21 protein-coding genes and 2 pseudogenes are annotated in these 21,963 nt (G+C 66.9%); 9 read left to right on the forward strand and 14 right to left on the reverse strand.

The window, feature by feature from the left end; translation table 11 throughout:
* Positions 1 to 12: 12 nt before the first annotated feature.
* Both ACOCMM_RS12310 and ACOCMM_RS12315 read right to left on the reverse strand, forming a co-directional pair.
* Positions 13 to 1,809, reverse strand: a complete 1,797-nt coding sequence (locus ACOCMM_RS12310; RefSeq protein ID WP_419553436.1) for an ABC transporter substrate-binding protein — start codon at positions 1,807 to 1,809, stop codon at positions 13 to 15.
* Between the two features lie 34 nt (positions 1,810 to 1,843).
* Positions 1,844 to 2,341 (reverse strand): carboxyl transferase domain-containing protein, encoded by a 498-nt coding sequence (locus tag ACOCMM_RS12315; protein WP_419553437.1) that lies wholly within the window; start codon positions 2,339 to 2,341, stop codon positions 1,844 to 1,846.
* Between the two features lie 34 nt (positions 2,342 to 2,375).
* Here ACOCMM_RS12315 and ACOCMM_RS12320 point away from each other — a divergent pair, with 34 nt between their 5' ends.
* The gene (locus ACOCMM_RS12320; RefSeq protein WP_419553438.1) at positions 2,376 to 4,751 is read left to right on the forward strand and encodes a CoA transferase; all 2,376 of its coding nucleotides are present in this window, start codon (positions 2,376 to 2,378) and stop codon (positions 4,749 to 4,751) included.
* A 158-nt stretch (positions 4,752 to 4,909) separates the two neighbouring features.
* Here the strand turns inward: ACOCMM_RS12320 and ACOCMM_RS12325 are convergent, their stop codons facing one another.
* A complete protein-coding gene (locus tag ACOCMM_RS12325) occupies positions 4,910 to 5,848 on the reverse strand; it encodes an LLM class flavin-dependent oxidoreductase (protein WP_419553439.1) in 939 nt (312 codons plus the stop codon).
* Between the two features lie 41 nt (positions 5,849 to 5,889).
* Here ACOCMM_RS12325 and ACOCMM_RS12330 point away from each other — a divergent pair, with 41 nt between their 5' ends.
* Positions 5,890 to 6,987 carry a RidA family protein gene (locus ACOCMM_RS12330; protein WP_419553440.1) on the forward strand — a complete coding sequence of 366 codons (1,098 nt, stop codon included), beginning with the start codon at positions 5,890 to 5,892 and terminating at the stop codon, positions 6,985 to 6,987.
* Positions 6,988 to 6,994: 7 nt separating this feature from the next.
* Here the strand turns inward: ACOCMM_RS12330 and ACOCMM_RS12335 are convergent, their stop codons facing one another.
* Genes ACOCMM_RS12335 through ACOCMM_RS12350 form a run of 4 tightly spaced genes read right to left on the reverse strand, consistent with a single transcriptional unit; the run spans position 6,995 to position 8,734 of the window.
* Positions 6,995 to 7,294, reverse strand: a complete 300-nt coding sequence (locus tag ACOCMM_RS12335; RefSeq protein WP_419553441.1) for an SDR family oxidoreductase — start codon at positions 7,292 to 7,294, stop codon at positions 6,995 to 6,997.
* Positions 7,251 to 7,394, reverse strand: a complete 144-nt coding sequence (locus ACOCMM_RS12340) for a hypothetical protein (protein ID WP_419553442.1) — start codon at positions 7,392 to 7,394, stop codon at positions 7,251 to 7,253. The genes ACOCMM_RS12335 and ACOCMM_RS12340 overlap by 44 nt, the downstream gene beginning before the upstream one ends.
* Positions 7,391 to 7,786, reverse strand: a complete 396-nt coding sequence (locus ACOCMM_RS12345) for an SDR family NAD(P)-dependent oxidoreductase (protein WP_419553443.1) — start codon at positions 7,784 to 7,786, stop codon at positions 7,391 to 7,393. The genes ACOCMM_RS12340 and ACOCMM_RS12345 overlap by 4 nt, the downstream gene beginning before the upstream one ends.
* Before the next feature lie 12 nt (positions 7,787 to 7,798).
* Entirely contained in the window at positions 7,799 to 8,734 is a 936-nt protein-coding gene (locus ACOCMM_RS12350; protein WP_419553444.1) for a TIGR03621 family F420-dependent LLM class oxidoreductase, read from the reverse strand.
* Positions 8,735 to 8,784: 50 nt separating this feature from the next.
* On the opposite strand from ACOCMM_RS12350, the gene ACOCMM_RS12355 reads away from it, so the two are divergent.
* The gene (locus ACOCMM_RS12355; RefSeq protein WP_419553445.1) at positions 8,785 to 9,099 is read left to right on the forward strand and encodes a universal stress protein; all 315 of its coding nucleotides are present in this window, start codon (positions 8,785 to 8,787) and stop codon (positions 9,097 to 9,099) included.
* 10 nt (positions 9,100 to 9,109) lie between these two features.
* Here ACOCMM_RS12355 and ACOCMM_RS12360 read toward each other — a convergent pair whose 3' ends face one another.
* Together ACOCMM_RS12360 and tatA are read right to left on the reverse strand one after the other, a co-directional pair.
* Positions 9,110 to 11,497, reverse strand: a complete 2,388-nt coding sequence (locus ACOCMM_RS12360) for a CoA transferase (RefSeq protein WP_419553446.1) — start codon at positions 11,495 to 11,497, stop codon at positions 9,110 to 9,112.
* A 64-nt stretch (positions 11,498 to 11,561) separates the two neighbouring features.
* Positions 11,562 to 11,747, reverse strand: coding sequence for a twin-arginine translocase TatA/TatE family subunit (gene tatA, locus ACOCMM_RS12365; protein WP_419553447.1), 186 nt, complete (start codon positions 11,745 to 11,747; stop codon positions 11,562 to 11,564).
* A gap of 72 nt (positions 11,748 to 11,819) precedes the next feature.
* Between tatA and tatB the strand changes: the two genes are divergently transcribed.
* Positions 11,820 to 12,137 carry a Sec-independent protein translocase protein TatB gene (gene tatB / locus ACOCMM_RS12370; RefSeq protein ID WP_419553448.1) on the forward strand — a complete coding sequence of 106 codons (318 nt, stop codon included), beginning with the start codon at positions 11,820 to 11,822 and terminating at the stop codon, positions 12,135 to 12,137.
* Positions 12,138 to 12,157: 20 nt separating this feature from the next.
* Here the strand turns inward: tatB and ACOCMM_RS12375 are convergent, their stop codons facing one another.
* Complete coding sequence (locus ACOCMM_RS12375) at positions 12,158 to 13,402, reverse strand: acyl-CoA dehydrogenase family protein (protein WP_419553449.1); 1,245 nt, start codon at positions 13,400 to 13,402, stop codon at positions 12,158 to 12,160.
* A gap of 32 nt (positions 13,403 to 13,434) precedes the next feature.
* A complete protein-coding gene (locus ACOCMM_RS12380; protein WP_419553450.1) occupies positions 13,435 to 13,848 on the reverse strand; it encodes a nuclear transport factor 2 family protein in 414 nt (137 codons plus the stop codon).
* Between the two features lie 85 nt (positions 13,849 to 13,933).
* Between ACOCMM_RS12380 and ACOCMM_RS12385 the strand changes: the two genes are divergently transcribed.
* Entirely contained in the window at positions 13,934 to 14,539 is a 606-nt protein-coding gene (locus tag ACOCMM_RS12385; RefSeq protein ID WP_419553451.1) for an enoyl-CoA hydratase/isomerase family protein, read from the forward strand.
* 275 nt (positions 14,540 to 14,814) lie between these two features.
* Positions 14,815 to 15,314 (forward strand): annotated as a pseudogene (locus ACOCMM_RS12390) (transposase).
* Between the two features lie 220 nt (positions 15,315 to 15,534).
* On the opposite strand, the gene ACOCMM_RS12395 reads toward ACOCMM_RS12390, so the two are convergent.
* On the reverse strand, positions 15,535 to 17,937 hold the full coding sequence (locus tag ACOCMM_RS12395) for a peroxidase family protein (RefSeq protein ID WP_419553452.1): 2,403 nt from the start codon (positions 17,935 to 17,937) through the stop codon (positions 15,535 to 15,537).
* A 163-nt stretch (positions 17,938 to 18,100) separates the two neighbouring features.
* Between ACOCMM_RS12395 and ACOCMM_RS12400 the strand changes: the two are divergent.
* From ACOCMM_RS12400 to ACOCMM_RS12410, 3 genes and pseudogenes are all read left to right on the forward strand, one after another.
* Positions 18,101 to 18,889 (forward strand): annotated as a pseudogene (locus tag ACOCMM_RS12400) (CoA transferase); the annotation flags it as partial.
* Positions 18,772 to 19,284, forward strand: a complete 513-nt coding sequence (locus tag ACOCMM_RS12405; protein ID WP_419554874.1) for a CoA transferase — start codon at positions 18,772 to 18,774, stop codon at positions 19,282 to 19,284. The pseudogene ACOCMM_RS12400 and the gene ACOCMM_RS12405, both read left to right, overlap by 118 nt.
* A 188-nt stretch (positions 19,285 to 19,472) precedes the next feature.
* A complete protein-coding gene (locus tag ACOCMM_RS12410; RefSeq protein WP_419553453.1) occupies positions 19,473 to 20,111 on the forward strand; it encodes a VOC family protein in 639 nt (212 codons plus the stop codon).
* 36 nt (positions 20,112 to 20,147) lie between these two features.
* Here the strand turns inward: ACOCMM_RS12410 and ung are convergent, their stop codons facing one another.
* Together ung and ACOCMM_RS12420 are read right to left on the reverse strand one after the other, a co-directional pair.
* Positions 20,148 to 20,813, reverse strand: a complete 666-nt coding sequence (gene ung, locus ACOCMM_RS12415; protein ID WP_419553454.1) for a uracil-DNA glycosylase — start codon at positions 20,811 to 20,813, stop codon at positions 20,148 to 20,150.
* A gap of 25 nt (positions 20,814 to 20,838) precedes the next feature.
* A complete protein-coding gene (locus ACOCMM_RS12420) occupies positions 20,839 to 21,909 on the reverse strand; it encodes a phosphotransferase family protein (protein ID WP_419553455.1) in 1,071 nt (356 codons plus the stop codon).
* Positions 21,910 to 21,963: the final 54 nt, after the last annotated feature.

A 21,963-nucleotide genomic window follows, 5' to 3' on the forward strand; every position in this document is an offset into this window, starting at 1 on the left:
CTCGTCCCAGCGTCACGACGTCCAGCTCAGCCGCGAGTAGTCGGTGGCGTTCTCGATCCGATACTCCCAGCCAGTCAGCCTGGGGTCATGGATGGATGTCGGGTCGAACCACAGGTAGAAGCTCTGCGGAGAGCCGTCGGCGACCGCCCGCAGCGACTGCTCCCAGCCGGCCGTGGCCGCCGGTGAATCCCAGTCACCGCTCTCCAGCGCGTTTCTGAGGCCCTCCTCGTAGAGCAGGATCTGCTCCTCGGTGAAATCGTCGAATACCAACTCACACGAGGCACCACCGATCACTGAGTCGGGGGTGCAGAACCTCGCTCCGAAGGGCGGAAGGAGAGCTACCTGGTAGAAGATGTCCGGGACGATGATCTGATCCTTGAACAGGTTCGCAGGCGCGCCAGCGCCACCCACAGTCAATGGGTCGATCCTCGCCTCCTGTATCGCCGCCGTCGTCTTGCCCACGATGCTGAGGTCCCAACCGCCCTCAGCCGCGGTGTCGCGGATGAGCACGCACATCTCCTCCTGGTCGGGAATCGTCTCGTTGTACCAGAGCTCCGAGGAAACCCCGTCGGGGAAGCCGGCCTCCTCCAGCAGACGCCGCGACTCGTCGGGGTCGGTCCGGTAGTAGCGCTCGAAGAGCTCGGTATGAGCGTAGGGCACGCCGCCCGGCTCCCAGACGGGACCGAACTCCCGCCGTGCCTTGCCCTGATAGACGATGTCGATGATGTCGTCGTAAGGGATCACATGTGTGTACGCACGCCGGACCAGCGGATGGCTCCACGGAGGCACGTCGAGCGGGTACCACGTCCACTGGCTGAACGACGAGACCGCGTTCGGCAGGCTGAGACCGGCCTGCTGGGCCTGGACCTGCTCGCGCACGAGCATCGCGTTGGCGACGTGCACGTCGCCGCTCTCGATCAGCGACAGTCGGGTGGCCGACACGGGCACGACCCGCCAGATCACCCGCTTGATCGGCACGTCGTACAGGACGTAATTCGGATTGGCGACCCAGATCGCCTCGGTGCCCTGTGTGAAGTCCTCGAGCATGTACGGACCGAAGCCCTCGGTGTTGTTCTTCTTCCACTCCTCTGACCACGGGTCGTCGTTGGTGGAGTTCTCCCGCATCGTCTCCGAGTCGTGGATGTTGCCGGTGAACGGCAGCGCGAAGTGGTGCAAGAACGTCGGGAACGGCCGCTCGAGCGTGATCTGCACCGTGTAGTCATCGAGCGCTTTGACCTGCTCGGCGTCGGTGATCTGGGACGCAATCGAGTGCAGGAATCCGTCCAGGCCGAAGCTCCTGTCCGCCGCGACCCCTCGCGCATAGCTGTACACGACGTCCTCGGAGGTCATCTCGTTGCCGTGATGGCTGAGGACACCCTGCTTCAGGGTGATCGTGTACTGCGTCTTGTCTGCGTTGATCTCGAGGCCCTCGGCCAGCTCGCCGACGAGCGTGTTCTCGAGATCGGTGATGATCGGGTTCACACCGTCGTAGTCATAGACGAACAGCCGACCGCCGAGGTTGGCCGTCGATTCCTGGCTCGTTCTGTCGAAGAGGTGATCGAGGCTCGTCCACAGATCGGGCTGGGCGACGATCAGATCACGGTCGATGGCCGCCGGCTCCCCGGGCGCCGTCGTTCCCGGCGCCGCGGTCGTTGCCGGAGCACCATCGCCGTCGCTGTCGCTGTCGCCGCAGGCGGCGAGAGCGGCCGTGGCGGCTGCCCCACCCACGGCCACGCCTCCGTACTTGAGAAAATCGCGCCGGCTCAGCGTCGACTGGTCTTCAGATTCGCGGCTGTGTGTAGTGCGCATGACGAATCCCCCCTAGGTAAGTCCCGGCCGAACATTAGCACAGATCACCCTGGGGCAGAGCCATGTGTCCGGCCTCCTCGTCGGCCTTGGAGCTGTGACCGACGCCTTCGACGAGCTGGACGTAGGGGATGCCGTACTGGATGGCCAGGGGTTGGGTGAAGTCGTGGGGATACTTGTGCACGTTGTGCGGGCTCCCCCCCGAGATCGTGAAGTCGTCACCCCCGATGGCCACCGGCCGCCCGTCGATCTCGGCCAGCCCCATGACGTAGCCACCGGGGACGAAGTCGCGGAGGTTGCCGTCCTCGTCGTACTCGGCCGCGCCGACCATCGGGCCCGCCTCGATGAACGTCCCGGGGTCGACCATCTTGTCGATCCGCTCCCGGATCGTGTAGCGGCCACCGCGGTGCTGGCGCTCGATGCGCTCGGGTCCGCCCAGCTCTGCGGCTAGGGCTCGGACATACTCGATGTCTTCGATCGCCTTCTCCCAGCCCATCCCGGGCTTCCAGCTCTCGCGGGTCCTATCCACAGGCATGACACACTTGTAATCGACTGGTAAACAGGGTGACGTGTTGTCGCCCTATCGTGTGCTCGACCTCACCGACGACAGGGGCCATCACGCCGGATTGGTCCTCGCCCAGTTGGGTGCTGATGTCATCGCTGTCGAGCCGCCCGGTGGCCACCGCTCCCGCCGCCAAGCTCCCTTCGTGGACGATCGCATCGGACCGGAGAGCTCACTGACCCACAGTGCCTATAGCCGCGGGAAGCGGTCGGTCGTCATCGACGACCCTGGCCAACTCGAGCAGCTGGCACGGGGTGCAGACATCCTGATCGAGTCGGGGGCGATTGCGGTCGATCTCCAGGCGTTGAGGGACGACAACCCGGCGCTCGTGACGGTCTCGATCACGCCTTTCGGGTGCGACGGGCCGAAGGCCCATTGGGCGGCGACCGACCTCACGATCAACGCCTCGTCGGGAACCATGAGCCTCACCGGCGACGCCGACCGTCCACCGGTGAGGATCACCTTCCCGGAGACCTGGCACTTCGCTGCGCTCGACGCCTGCTGTGCTGCGCTCATCGCGCTGTGGGAGCGCAATCGCTCCGGCCTCGGGCAGCACACCGACGTATCGGCTCAGGCCTCGTACATCAGCACGAACATGTTCCAGATGATGTACCCGTTCTGTGGCCAGTCCAGCAGCGAGCGCATCGCGGGCGGCCTGAAGTTCGGGCCCCTCACCCTTCAAGTCGTGTATCCGTGCCGCGACGGCGCCGTTTCCTTTCTGTTGCTCTTCGGCCCGATGTTCGGTCCCTACACTGCCCGATTCTTCGAGTGGCTCCACGAGGAGGGCCGCTGTGGTCGCGAATGGGTCGACAAGGATTGGGTCGGCTTCGGTCTCGCCCTCACCGACGACCCCGAGGTCATCAAGCAGCTCGACGAGGCAACCAGGATGGTTGTCGAGTTCTGCGATACCAAGACCAAAGCCGAGCTCTTCGAGGAATCCGTGACGCGCGGCCTGTTGTTCGCACCCTGCACGACGACTCGTGACGTCCTCCAGCTCGAGCACTTCATCGCCCGGGAGTACTGGGACGACGTCGACGGCTTTCGCTACCCGGGGCCCTTCGCCAAGGCGACCGTTCCGCTGAAGCGGCTCGGTCGAGCCCCGAAGCTCGGTGAGCACACCGCCGAGGTTCTCGACGAGGCCCGCACGCCGTCGGTCCCTGCCAGCGCGGGGCGCGCCGGGTCGGGTGACCTCCCTCTGAGCGGGGTCCATGTGCTCGACTTCTGCTGGGCCCTGGCCGGGCCCGGCGCGACGCGGATCCTGGCCGATCACGGAGCGACCGTGGTTCGCGTCGAGTCCCAGACCAAGGTCGATGTCATGAGGGGTATGGCGCCCTTTCTCCACGCCGACGGTGGGCCCGAGGATGCGCTGCACTGGCACTCCGCCAACGCGAGCAAACTCGGCTTCACGATCGATCTCACCGCCCCGGGCTCCCGACCGGTCATGCTCGACCTCGTCCGCTGGGCCGATGTCGTGACCGACTCCTTCGCGCCGGGCAAGCTCGCCGCGCTCGGGTACGGCTACGACGACCTCCGCGAGGTGAACCCCGGGATCATCGCCCTGTCGAGCTCGATGATGGGCCAGACCGGACCTCAGCGGCACTACGCCGGCATGGGGACGATGGGCGGGGCAATAGCCGGCTTCTACGAGCTGACCGGGTGGCCCGACCGGACCCCATGCGGTCCGTGGGGTGCCTACTCGGACTACCCGTCGATTCGCTACACCGTTGCTGTATTGATGGCGGCTCTCGAATGGCACCGGCGGACGGGCGAGGGCCAGTACATCGACTTCAGCCACATCGAGGGTGCCGTCCACCTGCTCGCTCCCGGCCTCCTCGACGACGAGGTCAACGGGCGCACTCCCGTCCGGCGGGGCAACGAGGATCCGCACATGGCCCCCCACGGGGTCTATCCGGTCAGGGGACTCGACCGTTGGATCGCGATCGCGTGTGAGGCAGACGAAGACTGGCACGCGCTCGCCAGACTGCTCGGCGCCGCCGAGCTCGCCGGACTCGATACGGCACAGCGATTCGATCGACGCGCCGAGCTCGACGAGCTCATCTCGGCGTGGACCGAGGGAAGGGACGGTGCCGAGCTCGAAACGGAGCTACAGGCGGCCGGGGTGCCGGCTCATCGTGTCCAGAAGGCCGAGGAGGTCATCGTCGACGAGCAGCTCGCGCACTGGGGCTACTTCAACGAGGCCGCCCACCCGATCCATGGGACGACCTATGTCGAGGCCCCTGCCTTCCGCCTGCACCGGACGCCGGGACGCATCGCGTGGGCGGGACCGACATTCGGACAGCACCTCTGGGAGGTGCTCACCGAGATCCTCGCCTACGACGAGGACAAGGCCGCCGACCTCATCGCGACCGGGATCTTCGAGTGAAGCTCCGGGTGGAGAGGGAAACCCTCTCCACCCGATTCCTGGTCGAGCCGGCTCCGCCGGCGCTCACGCTCCTGGGCGGCAGAGCCCCCTGCGGGCGCCTTCTTGGGGGGCAGCGCCCCCCACACCCCCACGCTGGCTGGGGCTCTCTGCCCGGCGTGCTAACGAAGCAGCTCCGCCACCTGCCGGGTGGCCTCGGGCTGGTGCTTGGACGTATAGAGGGTCGAGACGGTCAGGGTGACACCGGCGTCCTGCCACGCCTCGATCTTCTCCCGCATCTGCGACCTCGTGCCGACGATCCCTATGTCGGCGGCCATACGGTCGGAGATCGCCGCCTCGACGCCCACCTGGTTGCCGTCCTTGACGGCGGCGACGGCCCGCTTCACCTCGTCGCCGTAGCCGGCGTCGGTGAACAACGCCGTGTAGTTCGGGAGGTTCATGTGGGCGCCAATGAAGCGCCGCAAGAACGCGAGGCCCTCGTGCCGGTCTTCGTCGATCCAGATCGGAGCAGCGTTGGCGAAGACGAAGGTGTCGCCTTTGGACTCCGGTATCACCTCGAGGAGCTCGGGGACATAGGAGAGCGGCAGGTTCGCGTTGATCGCACCGTCGGCGATCTCGGCTGCGAGCCGGGTCATCCGTCGCCGCAGCGCGGCGATGTGGATCGGAGGGAGAGGCTGGTTCGGCGCGGCAGCGCGGAGCTGCTCGATGTATCGCCGCATGTGGCTCAACGGCTTCTCGGGCTCGATCCCGAAGCGCCTCAAGATGTCGTCGTGGCTCGTCCCGAGACCGAGGATGAAGCGTCCGCCGCTGATCTCGTGATTGAACGACGCCGCGGCGGCGAGGTCCGCCGGGTGTCGGGTATAGGTCAGGGTGATGGCCGTGCCCACCTCCAGGTCGGTCGTGGCCTGGAGGATGGCCGTGCACAGGCTCATACTGTCGTAGATCTCCGAGATGCCGGAGATCCAGTCGCCCTCGGGCACGGCGTAGTCGTAGGGACACAGGACCCGCGGGAAGCCGAGACGCTCGAGCTCCTGGGCAACCTCGACCGCGGCCTTGCGATCGCCGGGCTCGGCCGAGACCAACACCCCCGGTTTGGCCATGGCTGACGACCCTATCACTTTGTCTGGGAGGATGACCGGCGATGATCACCGAGCTCAGGCCGACCGAGTTCCCTTGGATGGATCCCTCTCGCTACACGTTCTCGCTGGGTGTCCAAGGTGGAGGCGCGCTGTGGCTGGCGGGCGAGACGGGCGCCTCCTATGGCCCCGACGGCGCCACGCTGCCCGCCGGCATCGGTGACCAGGCGAGGGTTGCGTGGGACAAGATCCAGGCCGTCCTGGGTGTCGCCGACAGCGACACGTCGGCGTGCACCGAGATCGTCGAGTACGTGACGACCGCTGGCCTGGGCGAGCTCGCGGACATCGCCCGCGCTCGCCCCGGGGCTGCGGGACCAGGGTCGATCATGGTCATCGAATCACTGGTTCGGCCCGAGCCCCAGGTCGAGGTCGAGGTGGTGGCCGGCGGACCGAGCGGTCAGGTCCGCCTCCCCCAGATCCTGCCCGTCGACGAGGAGGGTGGGGTCGTCGCCCGGGGGGACCTGGTCGCCCAGGCGGCCTATGTGCTCGATCGGGCCGGACAGCTCCTCGCCGATCACGGCCTCGACCACTCCCACATCGTGCGAATCGTCCAGCAGACGACACCGGAGACGCGCCGGGAGTACCGATCGACCGAGGACGCCCGGCGGCGACTCCTCGGTCCCCTGTTCCCAGCATCGACCGGCGTTCTCGTGCCCGCTCTGCCCGTCGACGGCGCCCTTGTGGCGCTCGACGTCTGGGCATCGGAGCATCCCAAGCGCGTGATCAACCCGGGCTGGTCGGCTTTCGACGATCTGACCTTCAGCCCTGCGGTGCGAGCGGGCGACATCCTCTACATCTCGGGTACCACCGCGTGGGACCCCGACACGAATACGACCGTCGCGCCGGGCGAGATCGCCGCCCAGGCGAGGTTCGTCTATGAGCAGATCGAAGCGATCTGTCAGGCGGCGGGCGGCTCGATCGGTGATGTCGTGAAGACGATCGAGTACGTGGCGCCCGCCGGCTTCGACGGGTACCGGTCCGTCGCCGGCCTCCGCAGGGAGCTGCTGGACCGGCCGTTCCCGGCTGCAACCGGTGTGGTCGTGTCCGGGCTCCTCGGCCGACAGTGGCTCATCGAGGTGGAGGCGGTGGCCGTGCTCGCCTGAGTGCCCGTCAGATGTGGCCCCCGATGCCGCCGTCGATGTCGATCGCAGACCCGTTCACATAGGACGCCGCGTTCGAGCAGAGGAACACGATCAGCGCGGCGGCCTCCTCCGGTGACCCATAGCGACCGACCGGCACGGCCTCGGCCTCGCGAGCGATGACCTCTTCTCTCGTCTCCCCTGTGACTTCGCCCACCTCGTCGGCGCCCCGCTCCTGCATCTCGGTCCTCACGTAGCCGGGCAGAACCGAGTTCACCAGGACCCCGTCACGGCCGTACTTGGTGGCGAGCGCCTTTGGCGTCGCGACCATTTCCCGCCTTGAAGGCTCCATAGTCGACGAGGAACAGGATCGGATAGGTCGCAGTCGAGCTCGCAACCATCACGATGCGGCCCCAACGCTGTGCCCTCATCGCCGGCAGGCATCGGCGGGTGCACCGGACCGCGACATCAGGATCAGCTGGAAGGGGCTCTCCCAGTCGTCGTCGCTCATATAGAGGAAGTTCCTCGTGGGTGACGCGCCCACGTTGTTCACGAGGATCTCCGCCGGGCCAGCGTCGTGCTCGGCTGCGTCGAGAAACGTATCGACCGAGCCAGGATCGGCCATGTCGGCGACGTAGCCGCGGACCGAGCCCTCACCCGTCGCGGGCTGATAGCCGTCGAGGTCTGCGACCCGGCGCTCGTCTCTGGAGCAGAACGCGACCCTCGCACCATGGTCTGCCAGGAGACGCACGGTCACGGCCCCGATGCCAACGCTCGCCCCGGTCACGATGGCCCGCCGACCCGAGAGGTCGAGATCGAGCACCGGTTTGTCGCGTCAGGTCCCGGCGAGGCGGGCGAGGACCGGCGCGAAGTCGTCCGCTGAGTCGAGCGGGATGTGCACGTAGCTGATGCCGAGGAGCTCCCGCCGTTCCTCGAGCTGATCGACGACCTCGTCGACGCTCCCGATGAGCAGTTGCGGGGACGCGGCCGCTTCGTCGGGTGTGATGTCGAAGATCGGAGCCGTCTCCTCGAGCACGCCCTCGCGGTCATCGGTGATCATCGCGATGTAGTTCTGGCAGTGCAGCTCGATGTCGTCGAACCGGCGCCCGGCGGCCTCCCTGACCCACTCGGCCTTCAACAGGAATCGGTCCCGGGTCGTGTCAGCACCCCAGGCGTCACCTTCGGGTCGACCGCTCGACAGGTTCACGTTGATCCCGACGATGTCAGCCCGCCGAGCCGCCAGGCCCAGCATCCGTCGTCCGCCTCCCGCGAGCATCAGGGGTGGGCGGGGTCGCTGGACGGGCTTGGGCAACCCATCGAGCCCACCGATGCGATAGTGCTCGCCCTCGTAGGTGAAGGGACCATCGGCGAAGAGGCCGTCGAGAACGTCGATCGCCTCGTCCAGCCGCTCGATCCGGGTACCGGGACCGTCCTGGGCTATCCCGGACTGCTCGTAGTCGGCGGTCATCCAGCCCGCTCCGAGCCCGAGCTCGAAGCGTCCCTCGCTGAGCACATCGAGCGTCGCCGCCTCTTTGGCGAGAACGACCGGGTGGCGGTAGTCGTTGGCGTACACGAGGGTGCCGATACGCAACGTCGTCGTGACGCCCGCCACCGCGGCGAGAGCGGGAGCGGCGGCGAGCTGACCGTCGAAGTGGTCCGGCAACGTCAGCGTGCTGAAGCCCAGATCCTCCGCCTTGCGGGCGAGCTCGGTCAGTTCGCCGATCGAGGTACCGCCGAGAGTGAAGGACCCGAACCGAAAGGGGCGCGCCATGACCGTAACACTAGTCCGGCTACACCGACGCCCACGTCGCCTACTCGACGATGCCGAGCCAGGAAGGTCGTATCGGCGCCGTCGTCGAGCCGCGCGGCCAGGCGATCCGGCGGGTGAGGCAGACCACCGAGATCGCTCTCACCGCCCAGCTCGAGGGCTTTCCCGACAACAGCCGGGCAGTGGTCCTCGACCACAAGGACGCCGCCCAGGCGATCGTGGAGTACGCGCGTGACGTCGGCGCGGGCCTCATCGCGATGGCCACCCACTCCCGGCGCCCCATCGCCGAGCTCTTCACGGGCAGTATCACCGAAGCCGTCGTCCGGAGCGGCGTGGCGCCCGTCGTGGTCGAGCACCCGGCGGGCTGAGGCGCGGTCGTCAGTCGGGCGGCTCGTCAGCGATCGCTCCCGACGCGGCGAGCTCGACGATCTCGCCCGAGCTGTAGCCGAGCTCGGCCAGCACCTCGTCGTTGTCAGCGCCCAGGCCGGGAGCCGGCCGCAGGCCCACAGACGTGTTGTCGAACACGATCGGGAAGCCGGGGAACGTCTGGGGACCGCAGTCCTGCTGGTCGAGGTCGACGAAGAAGTGTCGGGCCTCAAGCTGGGAATCGGTGACGAGGTCGACGTTCGTCATGACGACCGACGCGGCCAGACCGTGACCCTGAAGCGTTGCCATGACGTCGTGCTTGGACCGGCGGCGCGTCCATCGCGAGATGATCTCGTCGATCCGGTCGTGATCGGCGAGCCGGGCCTCGACATCGGACCATCTCTCGTCGTCGAGCTCGTCGATGACGCCGACCAGGCGTCGCCAGTCGCTCTCCGAGCGCACCGAGAGGACGGCCCAGTCGTCCTCGCCGGCGCACCGATAGACGCCCGACGGGGCACGAAAGCGTGAGCGTGCCCCGTTGCGCCGGGGCTGCTCGCCAGTGTCGGAGATCTCCAGGAGCTGGTCGCCTGCGAGGACCAGGAGGGTCTCGAGCTGGGAGAGGTCGACGTGCACGGGCTCACCGGTGATCCATCGTTGCCAGAGCGCGGCGAGAACGGCGGTCGTGCCGTGCAGTCCTCCGGACACGTCTGGGAAAGCGAGGCCCTGCTTGTAGGGACCCGAGTCGGCGTATCCGGTGGTCGAGGCGAGGCCGCTGCTCGCGTCGAGGATGGGCCCCCAGGACACCTTGTCGGCATCAGGTCCGGTGCTGCCGTATCCGGAGAGGTCGACGGTGACGAGATCGGGCTTGATCAGCCGGAGCGTCTCGTGATCGATCTCTAGCGACCGGACACCACGGGGGCTGTAGTTGTTGAACACCACATCGGCGGTGGCGACGAGGCGTTCGAGCACCTCGCGACCACCGTGCGCCTTGACGTCGAGGCAGAGGCTCCTCTTTCCCCTGTTCATCTTGTTCCAGAACCCGAGGCGGTTCCACCACCTGGTGCCTGCCTCGTTGTCCGGGAAGACCCCGTTGCGCAACGACGCACTCGGCAGCTCGCCCCAGGTCCACGACGCGGACTCGGCGGCCATCAGGCTCGGATCGGGCATGGCGAGCCCACGGGCCGTCGGATGCTCGACCTTCACGACGTCGGCCCCGAGATCGGCCAGGAACCGACCGACGAGAGGCCCGGCCCACGCGATCGAGAACTCGACGACCTTCACCCCCGAGAGAGGCCGGACCTTCTCCAGATCGAGGGCCCGGGCTGGCTCGCCGGGCTCGGGCTCCCGGGGAGCGGCCCGAAACGCTGGTGTCGTGCCCGGTATCTCGAAGGGGACGCCCGGCATCCTGAGACCGGGCCGCCCGGGAACCCAGTATTCCTGGTGATTCAGCTGAGGATCGGCGAGCGTGTCCATCAGGTTCGTGACCGGACCGGCCGGGCCCTGATTCGCCTGCACCGCGGCGACCACCTCCGCCACCGTGTGCTGGCTCGTCCACCCGTTGATCAGGACGTCAAGCTCGTCGGCCCGATCGAACCGCACGGCGGGCGTATAGAGATCGTCGTCGGCGAGCAACTCGACGTGGTCCATCGCGACACAGAGGCCCTCCCACTGATGCCGGGCGACACAACCGAGACAGACCCACCCGTCCGCGCACGGATGCAACGAGAGGGGATGGTGCTGCTCGCCCTGCCGGTTGCCCCACCGCTCCTTCAGAACCCCGTTGTGCGTGTAGAGAACGATCGTCCACTGGTGGCACGAGGCGAGCGCCTGCATGGCGCCGACGTCCACCACATCACCGACGCCGTCCACCCGGCTGTTCACCACAGCGGCCTGGGCGCCGATAGCAGCCGTCGCGCCCACGAGCCGGCTGACCCACGGCCCGCCGCCCGGGATCGGCTCGCGGTCACGCTCTCCGTTGAGGGCCATATGGCCCCCCATGGCCCAATGCTCCAGCGGTCCGGCCCGCCAGCCCGAAGCGGGCCCGGTCAGACCGAAGCCGGTGATCGCCACGACGACGACGCGGGGATGGGCGTCCCTCAGAGCGGCCACGCGATGGGCAAGGTCGGGATGGGGGATCTCATCGGACAGCACGACGACATCGAACCCGTCCACGAGCTCGGCGTCGGGCGTCCCCGGCTCGACGCGGATCAGCGCCTTGTAGGCCTGCAGATACTCCCAGACCGCAGACGACCCATCGCTCAGCAGTGGGGGCTCACCTCTCAGTGGGTGCCCGTCAGGGGACTCGGCCACCACGACGTCCGCCCCCACACAAGCGAGCAGGCGCGTGCAATAAGCGCCCGGTTGATCTGTGCTCAGATCGAGTACCCGAATCCCCCGCACGGTGCCTTGCCTCGGTCGCGGCGTCGCGCAGCCTAGTCACCCACGGTGAGAGGCTGTGGAGGTCCTATGAAGCGCTGTCGGCGGAGTCGTCCTTGCCAGCGGACGATCCCGGGCTGGCTTCGGAGAGTCCGGTCTTGAACTCCTGCTGGGCCCGGCCCAACGAGCGGGCCAGCTTCGGGAGCTTCGCCCCGCCAAAGACGAGCAGCAAGATCACGAGGATGATGAGCAGCTCGGGGGCACCGATGTTCACGCCGGGAGGCTACCTGTTGAACAGGAGACCTGCCCAGGGTGCTCCGAGCCGCGAGCCAATAACATCGCGTGCGTGTTCAACATCTCGGGACTCGAGCTGTTGGTCATACTCGTGGTCGCCTTGTTGGTGCTCGGTCCGACGCGGCTTCCCCAGGCGGCCCGATCCATCGGCAGCCTGATGAGGGAGCTCCGGAAGATGTCTACCGGGGTCACCGATGAGATCAAACAGGCCATCGACATTCCGGGCATGGAGCCCGAGACCACGACCCCGTCGTCGCCGAAGCCCAACCGGGCCTACCGCCCCGCCGCCGACCCTCGACCCGACGAGCGTGACGGTGGCTCTGATCGGGGCTCCGAGGCCGGGGACCAAGCGTCGGGCGCAGCCGACTGACCGGGCAGCCTTCCCCGAGCTCAGACCCGGTCCGCAGCCCGCGCCTCGGCCCAGGTCAGGCCCGACTCGACGTGGAAGTCGCGAGGGAGCCCGAGGACCCGTTCGGCGACGATATTGCGCTGCACCTCCGCCGTCCCACCGCCGATCGTGAGCGCGGACGAGAACAGGAAGCCGTAGTGCCACTCGTCCATCCTGACGTCGACGATCGATGGACTGGCGCCGTCGGCCGAGGTGTTGCCGGTCGCCTTGGCGCCGGCGTGGACCCACACGTCGGTCGCCGAGGTGCCCACCGGGCCGGCATCGGTCAACATGCCGCTCGCGCCGCTCAGGTCCTTGGCCAGGCGCATGACGTTCTGGCCGTGGTCGTCGGCGAGGGCCTTGCGGACTGACGCTTCGGGACCCGGTTCGGCGCCCTTCAAGCGAGCCGCCACCGTCCGGAGCCGAATCAGCCTCAGCACCTCGCCCTCGATGAAGACCCTGGCGAGCCGCGCCCGAAGCACGGGATCGTCCACACCGCCGCTCTCCCTGACGAGATCGACGAGGTCAGTAGCGGTCGGCCCATTGCCCCACAGGCAGCCCTCGCCTGACAGTGAGACGCGTTCGTTGCCGAGGGTCACCCTGGCCAGACGCCAGCCATCGCCCTCTCCGCCGATGCGGTTGGCGACCGGAATCTCGACGTCGGTGAAGAAGATCTGGTTGAACGAGTGCGCTGTCGTCATGTCGATGATCGGCCGGAGCTCGATGCCGGGCGCGTCCATCGGACAGATGAAATAGGAGATGCCCTGATGCTTCGCAACGTCGGGGTCGGTCCTGGCGATCAGGATGCCGAACTTCGACTGATGGGCACCGGACGACCAGATCTTGGTGCCGTTGACGATGTAGTGGTCGCCATCGCGGACGGCCCGCGTGGCAAGCCGGGCGAGGTCGGAGCCGGCATCCGGCTCGCTGAAGAGTTGGCACCAGATCTCCTCGCCGGTGAGCATCGGAGGAAGGTAGCGCTCCTTCTGGGCCGCGCTGCCCGCGTGAATGATCGTCGGTCCGGCCCAACCGATGGCGATGCCGTTGTGGGGCATCTCGATGCCGGCCGCCGCGAACTCGTCGTCGATGAGGAGCTGGTCCATCGGGTCGGCGTCGAGACCCCACGGCCGGGGCCAGTGGGGAGCCACCCACCCGGCCTCGGCCAGCTGCCGGGGGGTCGGCTCGGGGTTCGCCTCGATCCAGGCTCGAACCCTGGCCCGCCTGGGGTCCTCGTCCGAGAAGTCCACGCCCGCAGCCTCGGGGGCGACCGGCCAGTGGACTAGCTCGTTGCTCCCTTGGGCACCGCGGGATCGAACAGAGGGACCTTCGCCTTGGCGTAGGTCAGCTTGTGGGTGACGTGGTCGTCGTCGTCCCAGTAGATCAGGTCGAGTCCATGCCACGACGTGGGATGACCATGGACGTCGAGCGTGCACAGCCAGCTCGCCATGACCTTGCCCGTGTCGGCATCGATGAAGAGATCTTCGTCGAGGAACTTCATGTCACCGAAGGCCCCTGCGAACTGTGGCTCGAAGGCGGCCCGCACCTCCGTGTGACCGGCGTTGCGGTGTCCGTTGAACTCCTCATAGACACCGTCTTCGGAGAAGAACTCCATGGCGGCCTCGAGGTCGAAGCGATTGAACGCGTCGAGGAACTCGTGTGTCAGCTGAGCGAGACGGGTACGCCGATCGGTCATGGACCCCGATAGTAGCCCACCGCGCTGGGACAAGCGCTGGCTTCGTCAGGCGACATGGCCCGGTGTTGCTACCGAGCCTTGGCAGATGAGCGAGAACGTGCGCTATGAGGTCGCCGATCACGTCGCCCGTATCACCATCGATCGGCCCGAGAAGATGAACGCAATGACCGACGAGATGTACGGCGCCATGAGCGACGCTATCCGGGCTGCCGACACTGACTCGAACGTACGGTGCGTCATCGTCACCGGGGCCGGCGATCGAGCGTTCTCGGCCGGCCACGACCTCCTCGAGTTCGCCGGAGGAGGCGAGTGGAGGCCGTGGCGGCCGGATCGGTTCGACGTCGGCCTGGAGTGCAGCAAGGCGACGATCGCTGCGGTGAACGGCTACTGCCTGGCCGGGGCACTGGAGCTGGCGTTGTTCTGCGACATTCGCCTCGCATCGGAGACCGCCCAGTTCGGCTGCCCCGAGGTCAAGTGGGCGATCCTGCACGGCTATGGGGCGTTGCGGCTTCCGGCGATGATCGGCATGTCCGATGCGATGCGGCTCCTGCTCAGCGGCGAGTTCATCGACGCTGCGGAAGCACTGCGCATCGGGCTGGTCAGCGAGTGGCCGCGCCAAGGGAGCTCCTGTCGACCGCCTACGAGCTCGCCGAACGCATCGCCGCCAACGGCCCGATGGCGATCCGCCTGACAAAGGAGCTGGCGTACCGAGGTCGCGACATGTCGCTGAGCGACGGCCTGAGGCTCTACCACGAGTATTCGGCGCTCGCGTTTCGCTCCGAGGACGCGCGTGAGGGCACGGTTGCCTTCGCGGAGCTTCGGGAGCTGGTCCGGTATCGCCACAAGCTCCGCCAACTCCAAGCGGGCCTCAAGGCCCAGGTGCACGCGGTGCTGGGCAAACAAGGTCTGATCCAGCCCGTCGGGTTGTGGGGACAGGGCGGCGCCAGATGGCTCGACGGCACCCAGATGGCGCCCGCCTTCGAGCAGCGCCTCGAGTCACTGCGAGACCTCATCGAGGTCTATGACACCCAGATCGACGCCCTCGATGCGACCATCGCCCGCCGCGTAGCGAACGACGACGGGTATCGGGCCATTCAGGCCATCCACGGCGTCGGCCCCGTCACCGGCGCAGTGTTCGTAGCCGAGATCGGTGACATAGACCGGTTCGCGAACCGCGCCGGCTGTGCAGCTGGGCGGGGCTGGTTCCCCGCCACCGGGAATCGGACACCAAAGTGGTGCGCGGTCGGATCACCAAACAAGGTCCCGTCCTGGTGCGCTGGGCAGCCGTCGAGGCCATCTCCAAGAACCACGGCGGACCACACCTCCAAGCCTTCTACCGGCAAGTCGCCGAGCGGCGCGGCGTCAACAAAGCACGCGTTGCTGCCGCTCGCAAGGTCCTCACCTTGGTGTTCTGGGGGCTACGAGACGGCCACATCCGCTGTCTCGACCACCCCGACGCTGCGTGAGGGACGGGCGCGGTCAGCCCAGCGAGCTCGTTATCGGCATGACCCACCAACAGGTGCTGCGAAATCGCGAGGCTTGCACCTTGGCTCTGTCGAACACCAGTTCGAGTGTCGGAGGGGGGACTGTGTTTCCGCAGGTCAGAGGCGGGGTTGAGTCTGAAGTTCCCCCTAGCTCCACTTGAGGATCCTGCGGCCTCGCCGGTGGGTTCTCGGAGTTGCTCTTCTACATCGGTTCGTTTGGGTGGGCGAAGCGCGGGACTGGCCAGCGGTCCTGGGCGCTGGACGATGGCTGAGCGTTCAGGGCACCCGACTGGGTCTCGGTCGGCTCGTCAGGACCGTCGTCCTCGTCGATCTCTTCCGCGGCCGTGTGCCCTTCGCTCGACGATGTGTCCTCGTAGCTGTCGCTCTCACCCACGCTTGCGATTTCGTAGCCCCGCGATGCGTGGATGAAGACGTTGTCTTTGATCTCATCGCCGATCGGCGTGTTGCGGCGAATGATGTCAGCCAGTGTCGTGGCGTCCACTTCCGCGAGCACATCGGGGTTGGCGGCGAACCACGTGTCGTTCTGGTACCAGAAACGGTCACCGTCACGCAGACGGCGGAACTGGTCGGCGATGATCGTCTGGAATGTCTCGCCGACCATGGCCCCCTCCACATGGTCCTCGGCGAGCCCGCCCGTCCAGAGGTCGACCTGCTCGACTTCACCGTAGGCCTGGCGCAGCTTCGCCTGTACTTGGGGGTCAGATGAGATGTCGCCGAAGCTCATTGCCGCTGGCAGTCCATACGCCTGGCGGGCCGCGTTGTAGGACGCCAGTCCGTGGTCGCGGCTCCGCTGGATGTTGAGCGCGGCCAGGTCGCGTCCGGGGCTGCCGGGCGGGCCGAACAGCATGTTTCGGACCGGGTCGACCAGTTGAGTATCGACCTGCTGGGCCAGCTGTGTTGCGAGGCCGCGCAGCAAGCCCGAGATGCCCTCGTCGGTCACCCGTGACGGCGCGAAGAACGCGTCGGCCAGCGAGAGCGTCCTCTCGATGCCGTTCTCGTCAACCATGAGGAGATCGGGCGAAAGCATGGTGTGCCCCACCCGGTAGGCCGCCGCGGAGAACTCATTCGCTATGGACGCGTCGACTGCTGAGTCGTAGCCGTCGTAGGAGCCGACCGAATCGGGGCCCAGCAGTATCGGCAGGAATTCGTTGTAAGTGATGACCTGCATCTCAGCGCCAACGATCTTGCGAGCCATTTCGAAGATCTCTTGCCCGGACAAGCTGGGATGGGCGGCCGCGATCAGGTCGGCGAGGCGATTGTGCTCACGGACGAACAATATGTGCATTGCGGAAAGCCCCACCTGCTCATTCGCCCGAACATCACCTGCCGCGAACAGATCAATGCGAGAACTTCCGGCGCCTCGCCCGCCGCTGTCATTGTCGAGTCCGAACTCATTGAATGGCAAGAATCGGCCGTCGCCCGATGTGCGGAGCTTCACCGTGCCGTCGTTGGTTCGCAGCGCCTGCGTTCGACCCAATGACGATCCGTAGACATTCGAGGCGTCGATGAACGACGTAACCACGTTGAGCTGCTGCCGGGTACCGCCCGCAGCAGTGCCGTGAGCCGACCGGTTGAAGGCAATCGTGCGAGTCCCAGCAGATGTGGGATCGAAGACAGCGTCCCCGGTCGGAACCGGGATCGGCAACGGCTCTGCGGGGCTGTGCTCGGGCGTCAGGCTGATGTCGTGGTCCAAGAACTGTCCCCACTGCCACACCATGTCGGTGGCTTGGGCGGCGTTGGTGATTGACCTGGCCTGAGCTGCCACGATGTTGCTGACAGCCCTCGGCCCAGGAAGGTCAACAGGCACACCTGAGAGCCCGACGTAGTTCGCGGCTGCCAGCCGGAGCAGCTGAGCGCCAGCCGAGCCGAACTCGGGATTCTCGACATTGTTGCCCCAACCGTCGAGCGAGCGCACACCAAACGACACGGGGTATTCGCGCAGGGCAACCGGGACGATGTCGCCAACACGCAGCCGGACCCGCACGCCGGTCCACGTCAGGACTTCCCCATCGGACCGCGCGTCGGCCAGGTTCAGCCACACCTGCCGCAGCCGCAGCACCAGCCTGTCGGTCCTACCGTCGATGGCAGGGGTGACGGCGAAGCGCACCCCACACTCGCTGTTGTGCTCGGAACATGCGACAGTGAACTCGGTCACCGAGTGACTGGTGCCCCCGATGGTGACTTGGTCCTTCGACACAGCACCGAGTTGGGAGCTGGCGACGAATCCGATCGCACCGGTGCTCTGCTGCTCCACACTCAGCGATGCCGACCACAGCTCAGAGGTGGCAGCGGTCGACAACGCAGGACTGGTTTGGTCGTCCTCCTCAGCTGCTGCTGCGGGCGCCGCCGTGCCCACCGCCACAAGGACCGAGGCCAGCACGGCCAGCGCAGTGCAAACGGCGATCTGCGGCCGCCCGCTCCGCCGCGTGCGTGGAGGATCTGCGCGCTCAAATGGGCCGCCCACCGGGCCCGAGAGGCGTGTCGCATCGTCTTCGCCGCCCGCCGCCCGCCGCCCAAAGGTGAGCCCTGAGAGCCGGGGCGATCCGATGGCACCCGGTGGCGATCCCGATGCTGGACAAAACACCGGCCGAGACTACAGAGAGATGACGCACTGTTCATGGATGCCTGTGTCTATTTCATGTGAAGCACTTGCCCAGCGAGGATCTCGCCGTACGCGAGCAGTCTTCGGCGGCACATGACCCTGCTGTCGCCGTATCGAGTACTCGACCTCACAGACGACCGCTGGCATGGCGCTCAGCGACGGAAGCGAGACAATCGAGGAGTTCGAGCTAATCAAGGAATGCGTCGCCGCGTTCACGGCCTCCCGAACGAAACAGGAGCTGTTCGCCCTCGCCAACAAGCATCGCCTGCTGCTCGCACCGGTCGCCACAACCGCCGACGTCGCAGCATCGGAGCAATTGGCCGCTCGCAGCTACTGGGACGACATTGACGGGCAGCGCTATCCGGGGCATTGGATGAAGCCCGAACCCACCGACGGCTCGGCCGATCGGGTGCCGGCCATCGGCGAGCACACGGCCGCTGTCCTGGCCTCGCAGCGGACACCTGCAGTGTTCGCCCCGGAGGCGCCGACCAGATGTGAGCGCCCGCTCGAAGGCTTGAAGGTGCTCGACTTCATGTGGGCAGTGGCCGGTCCCACGTTCTCCCGGATCCTCGCCGATGCAGGGGCGACCGTGATCCGGGTCGAGTCATCAGTCCGCCTCGACGCGTGCCGTACGTTCCTGCCGTTCATCAACAACGACCCTGGGCCCGAGAACAGCGCCCTGTTCAACAACATGAATGCGGGCAAGCTCGGCATCACGCTGAATCCGGGCACGCCAGCCGGCCTCGAAGTCGCGCACGACCTGATCCAATGGGCCGACGTGGTGTGCGAGGCCTACACGCCCAGAGCCATGCGTTCATGGGGTCTCGACTACGACAACGTGCGCGAGATCAACCCAACGGTCGTCATGCTGTCGACCTGCCTGTTCGGCCAGAGCGGGCCTCTTGCCAACTTTGCGGGGTACGGCAACCTGTCGGGTGCGATGACCTGGCGACGCTGTCGGTCGGCGACCGACTCGAACGACGGGCAGAGCTCGAGGCCGCCCTCGCCGCCTGGACGAGCAAACTCGATGAAGCAGAGGTGGAACGGCAGTGCCAGGACGCCGGCGTGGCTGCGCACCGTGTGCAGAACAGTCCCGAGCTGGCAGTCGACCCCCAGATCACCCATCGGCGTCACTGGGTTGAGGTTCCCCACTCGACGCATGGCTCGACGATCATCGAGGCGCCCCGGTTCACCATGTCGCGCAGCCGAGTGTGGCCAGAGGTCGCCGCTCCCGCTCTCGGAGAACACCTCTACGAGGTCCTGACCGAGCATCTCGGTTACGACGCCGATCGCGTTGCCGAGCTGGCCGCCGCCGAGGCATTCGACTAGCCCAGCGACAGTGCGAGCTTTCTCTGTGCAGAAATGCTGACTGAGCGCGCGTTTCTGCACAGACTTGATGCAGGCGGCAATCTGTGCGCAAATTTGCCGCCTGAGGCGGCATTTCTGCGCAGAGTCCGCGCCGGTCGGCCTGATCTGGCGGTTTTGCCGTCTCTCCGCACAGCCTCTAACGTGCGCGCATGGCAGCAATCGATCACATCGTCGTCGCAGCACCCGACCTTGAGGCGGGCACCGCGGCCGTGGAAGCACTCGTCGGCATGCGTGCGGCGCCCGGCGGGCCCCATCCGGGCGTCGGCACCCGCAACACGCTCCTGTCGCTCGGCGACGACGTCTATCTGGAGATCATCGCGCCCGATCCAGAACAGCCCGCCCCGGCCAATCCACGGCCGTTCGGGATCGACAGCCTGAGCGGGCCGAAGCTCGTGACGTTCGCCGTGCATGCGTCGGACGGTGAGACCATCGACGACGTGGTGGCGGCAATGCGCGTCTGCGGCGAGGACCCCGGCGAGATCATCTCGATGAGCCGCGTCAAGCCCGACGGCGAGGAGCTCCACTGGTCGCTCACCCTGTCCCCCGCCGGTCTTGCCGAGGGGGCCGGCCTGGCCCCGTTCGTCATCGAATGGGGCGACACCACCCATCCCGCCACCGTGACGCCGACCGGTTGCACCCTGGTCTCGCTGGCCGGAACGCACCCCGACACCGATCACATCCGAGCCCTGCACGCCGCGATCGGCATCGACATCGACGTGAACGCAGGCGACAGCGTCAGCCTCGAAGCGACGCTCGACACGCCGAACGGCCGCGTCACGCTCCGCTGATTCCGGCCGGGCAAGAGGCTCGGCCACACACGCGATTCAGCCCCCAATGTGCCAGTCGACGGGTTCTCGGCCCGCGTCGGCCAGGGCCGCGTTGGCGCGACTGAACGGGCGGCTGCCGAAGAACCCGTTGTGAGCGCTGAGCGGCGACGGGTGGGCGGATTCGATGACCACGTGCCGGGTCAGGTCCACGAGCGATTTCTTCCGGCGGGCGAACGCACCCCACAGGATGAACACGACACGCTCGGGCTTTGCGCTGACAGCCCGGATCACCTCGTCGGTGAACGTCTCCCAGCCAGCCGACCGATGCGAAGCCGCCTGGCGGGCACGCACCGTGAGAAACGCGTTGAGCAGCAGCACACCCTGGCGCGCCCACCCCTCCAAATTGCCGTGCGACGGCGGCTCGATGCCGAGGTCGTCGCGCAACTCGACGAAGATGTTCTGCAACGACGGCGGTTGCGGTATCCCCCGGGGAACCGAGAAGCACAATCCGTGGGCTTGGCCGGGGCCGTGGTAGGGGTCCTGGCCCAGGATCAGGACCTTCACCTCGGCGAATGGCGTTAGGTGAAGCGCAGCAAAGACCTGATCGTAGGGCGGATACACGGCGCTCTGGGAACGCTCGTCGGCTACGTATTGCTGCAGGATCGGCCAGTAGGGCTTACCGAACTCGCCCCGGAGAATCGGGTTCCAGTCAGTGCGTGGCATAGCCCGCTAGCTGAGATCCACAGCGTCAGGAGATCGCTGCTGCCGCCGCAGCGGACATTTCGATACCGCGCTCGATTCGGGCACGGTAGAGATCCAAGTCGACATCGTCAGCGGGCTTCTGGCCCCGCATGTAGCGGGCGTACACGCCGTGGATGATGCACGCCGATTTCCAGTGGTTGAAGCTGACGTAGTACGCCAACTGCGAAAGATGCGCTCCCGTGCGTTCCTGGTAACGCTCGATGAGGTCGGCACGGCCGACGAATCCGTCCACCAGCGTCGGCGGATCCGAGCCCTCCAGGATGTCGTCGCTCGGCTCGGTCCAGCTGTTCAGCGCGTACGCGAGGTCCGCGAGCGGGTCGCCGAGCGTGGAGATCTCCCAGTCCAACACCGCCTGCAGTTCGCCGCTGGGATTGAACAGGCAGTTGTGGAGGCCGTAGTCGCCGTGCACGACGCGCGCCGGACCCTGCTCTGGCTTGCGTTCGGAGAGGAAGTCGTGCAGTTCGTGGACAACGGGAGTGTCGTACCTTGCCGCTTCCGCCGAGGCTGTCCACGACCGGTACCAGGTGCGAATCTGGCGCCCGATGTAGTCCTCCTTCTTGCCGAGACCGCCCAGGCCGACATCGTCGGGATCCACCGAGTGCAACGCTGAGAGCACGTCCATGAACGACATGCCGACATGTGCCCTGCCTTCGGCGCTCAAGTGCTCGCGGGCGTCGGCAGATTCAAACAGGGGCCTGCCTTCGACATAACTCATCACGTAGAAGTGAGCGCCGGTCACATCGGGGCTCTCGCAGTAGCCGTAGGCGATGGCGACCGGCACGTCTGTCGGCCCCAAACCGCTGATGATCGTGAATTCGCGCCCCATGTCATGCGCCTTAGGCAGCAGCTCCCCCATCGGCGGGCGGCGCACGACCGCCGTGGTGCCGTCGGCGGCAGTCAGCTTGTAGGTGAGGTTGCTGTGGCCGCCCTCCAGCTGAGTCCACGTGAACGGCGGCTCGAGCCCGTCGACGTTCTCGCTGATCCACGCTTCGACGGCGGGCACTTCGTACCCGACGACAGCGCCTGCCGCTGAATCGCCTGCCGCCTCGTCGGCCATCTCGTCTCCCCCTTGCACCCGGCGAGCGCCCGCCGATGTGCTGGCTGGCGCAGT

The organism is Candidatus Poriferisodalis sp., assembly GCF_965198245.1.
Lineage (GTDB): Bacteria > Actinomycetota > Acidimicrobiia > Acidimicrobiales > Poriferisodalaceae > Poriferisodalis.

Coding starts and splice junctions, on each gene's coding strand:
- ACOCMM_RS12310 (WP_419553436.1), bottom strand. CDS start 1,809: ATGCGCACTACACACAGCCGCGAATCTGAAGACCAGTCGACGCTGAGC.
- ACOCMM_RS12315 (WP_419553437.1), bottom strand. CDS start 2,341: ATGCCTGTGGATAGGACCCGCGAGAGCTGGAAGCCCGGGATGGGCTGG.
- ACOCMM_RS12325 (WP_419553439.1), bottom strand. CDS start 5,848: ATGGCCAAACCGGGGGTGTTGGTCTCGGCCGAGCCCGGCGATCGCAAG.
- ACOCMM_RS12330 (WP_419553440.1), top strand. CDS start 5,890: ATGATCACCGAGCTCAGGCCGACCGAGTTCCCTTGGATGGATCCCTCT.
- ACOCMM_RS12335 (WP_419553441.1), bottom strand. CDS start 7,294: ATGGTCGCGACGCCAAAGGCGCTCGCCACCAAGTACGGCCGTGACGGG.
- ACOCMM_RS12340 (WP_419553442.1), bottom strand. CDS start 7,394: ATGAGGGCACAGCGTTGGGGCCGCATCGTGATGGTTGCGAGCTCGACT.
- ACOCMM_RS12350 (WP_419553444.1), bottom strand. CDS start 8,734: ATGGCGCGCCCCTTTCGGTTCGGGTCCTTCACTCTCGGCGGTACCTCG.
- ACOCMM_RS12355 (WP_419553445.1), top strand. CDS start 8,785: ATGCCGAGCCAGGAAGGTCGTATCGGCGCCGTCGTCGAGCCGCGCGGC.
- ACOCMM_RS12380 (WP_419553450.1), bottom strand. CDS start 13,848: ATGACCGATCGGCGTACCCGTCTCGCTCAGCTGACACACGAGTTCCTC.
- ACOCMM_RS12385 (WP_419553451.1), top strand. CDS start 13,934: ATGAGCGAGAACGTGCGCTATGAGGTCGCCGATCACGTCGCCCGTATC.
- ACOCMM_RS12405 (WP_419554874.1), top strand. CDS start 18,772: ATGGGGTCTCGACTACGACAACGTGCGCGAGATCAACCCAACGGTCGT.
- ACOCMM_RS12410 (WP_419553453.1), top strand. CDS start 19,473: ATGGCAGCAATCGATCACATCGTCGTCGCAGCACCCGACCTTGAGGCG.
- ung (WP_419553454.1), bottom strand. CDS start 20,813: ATGCCACGCACTGACTGGAACCCGATTCTCCGGGGCGAGTTCGGTAAG.
- ACOCMM_RS12420 (WP_419553455.1), bottom strand. CDS start 21,909: ATGGCCGACGAGGCGGCAGGCGATTCAGCGGCAGGCGCTGTCGTCGGG.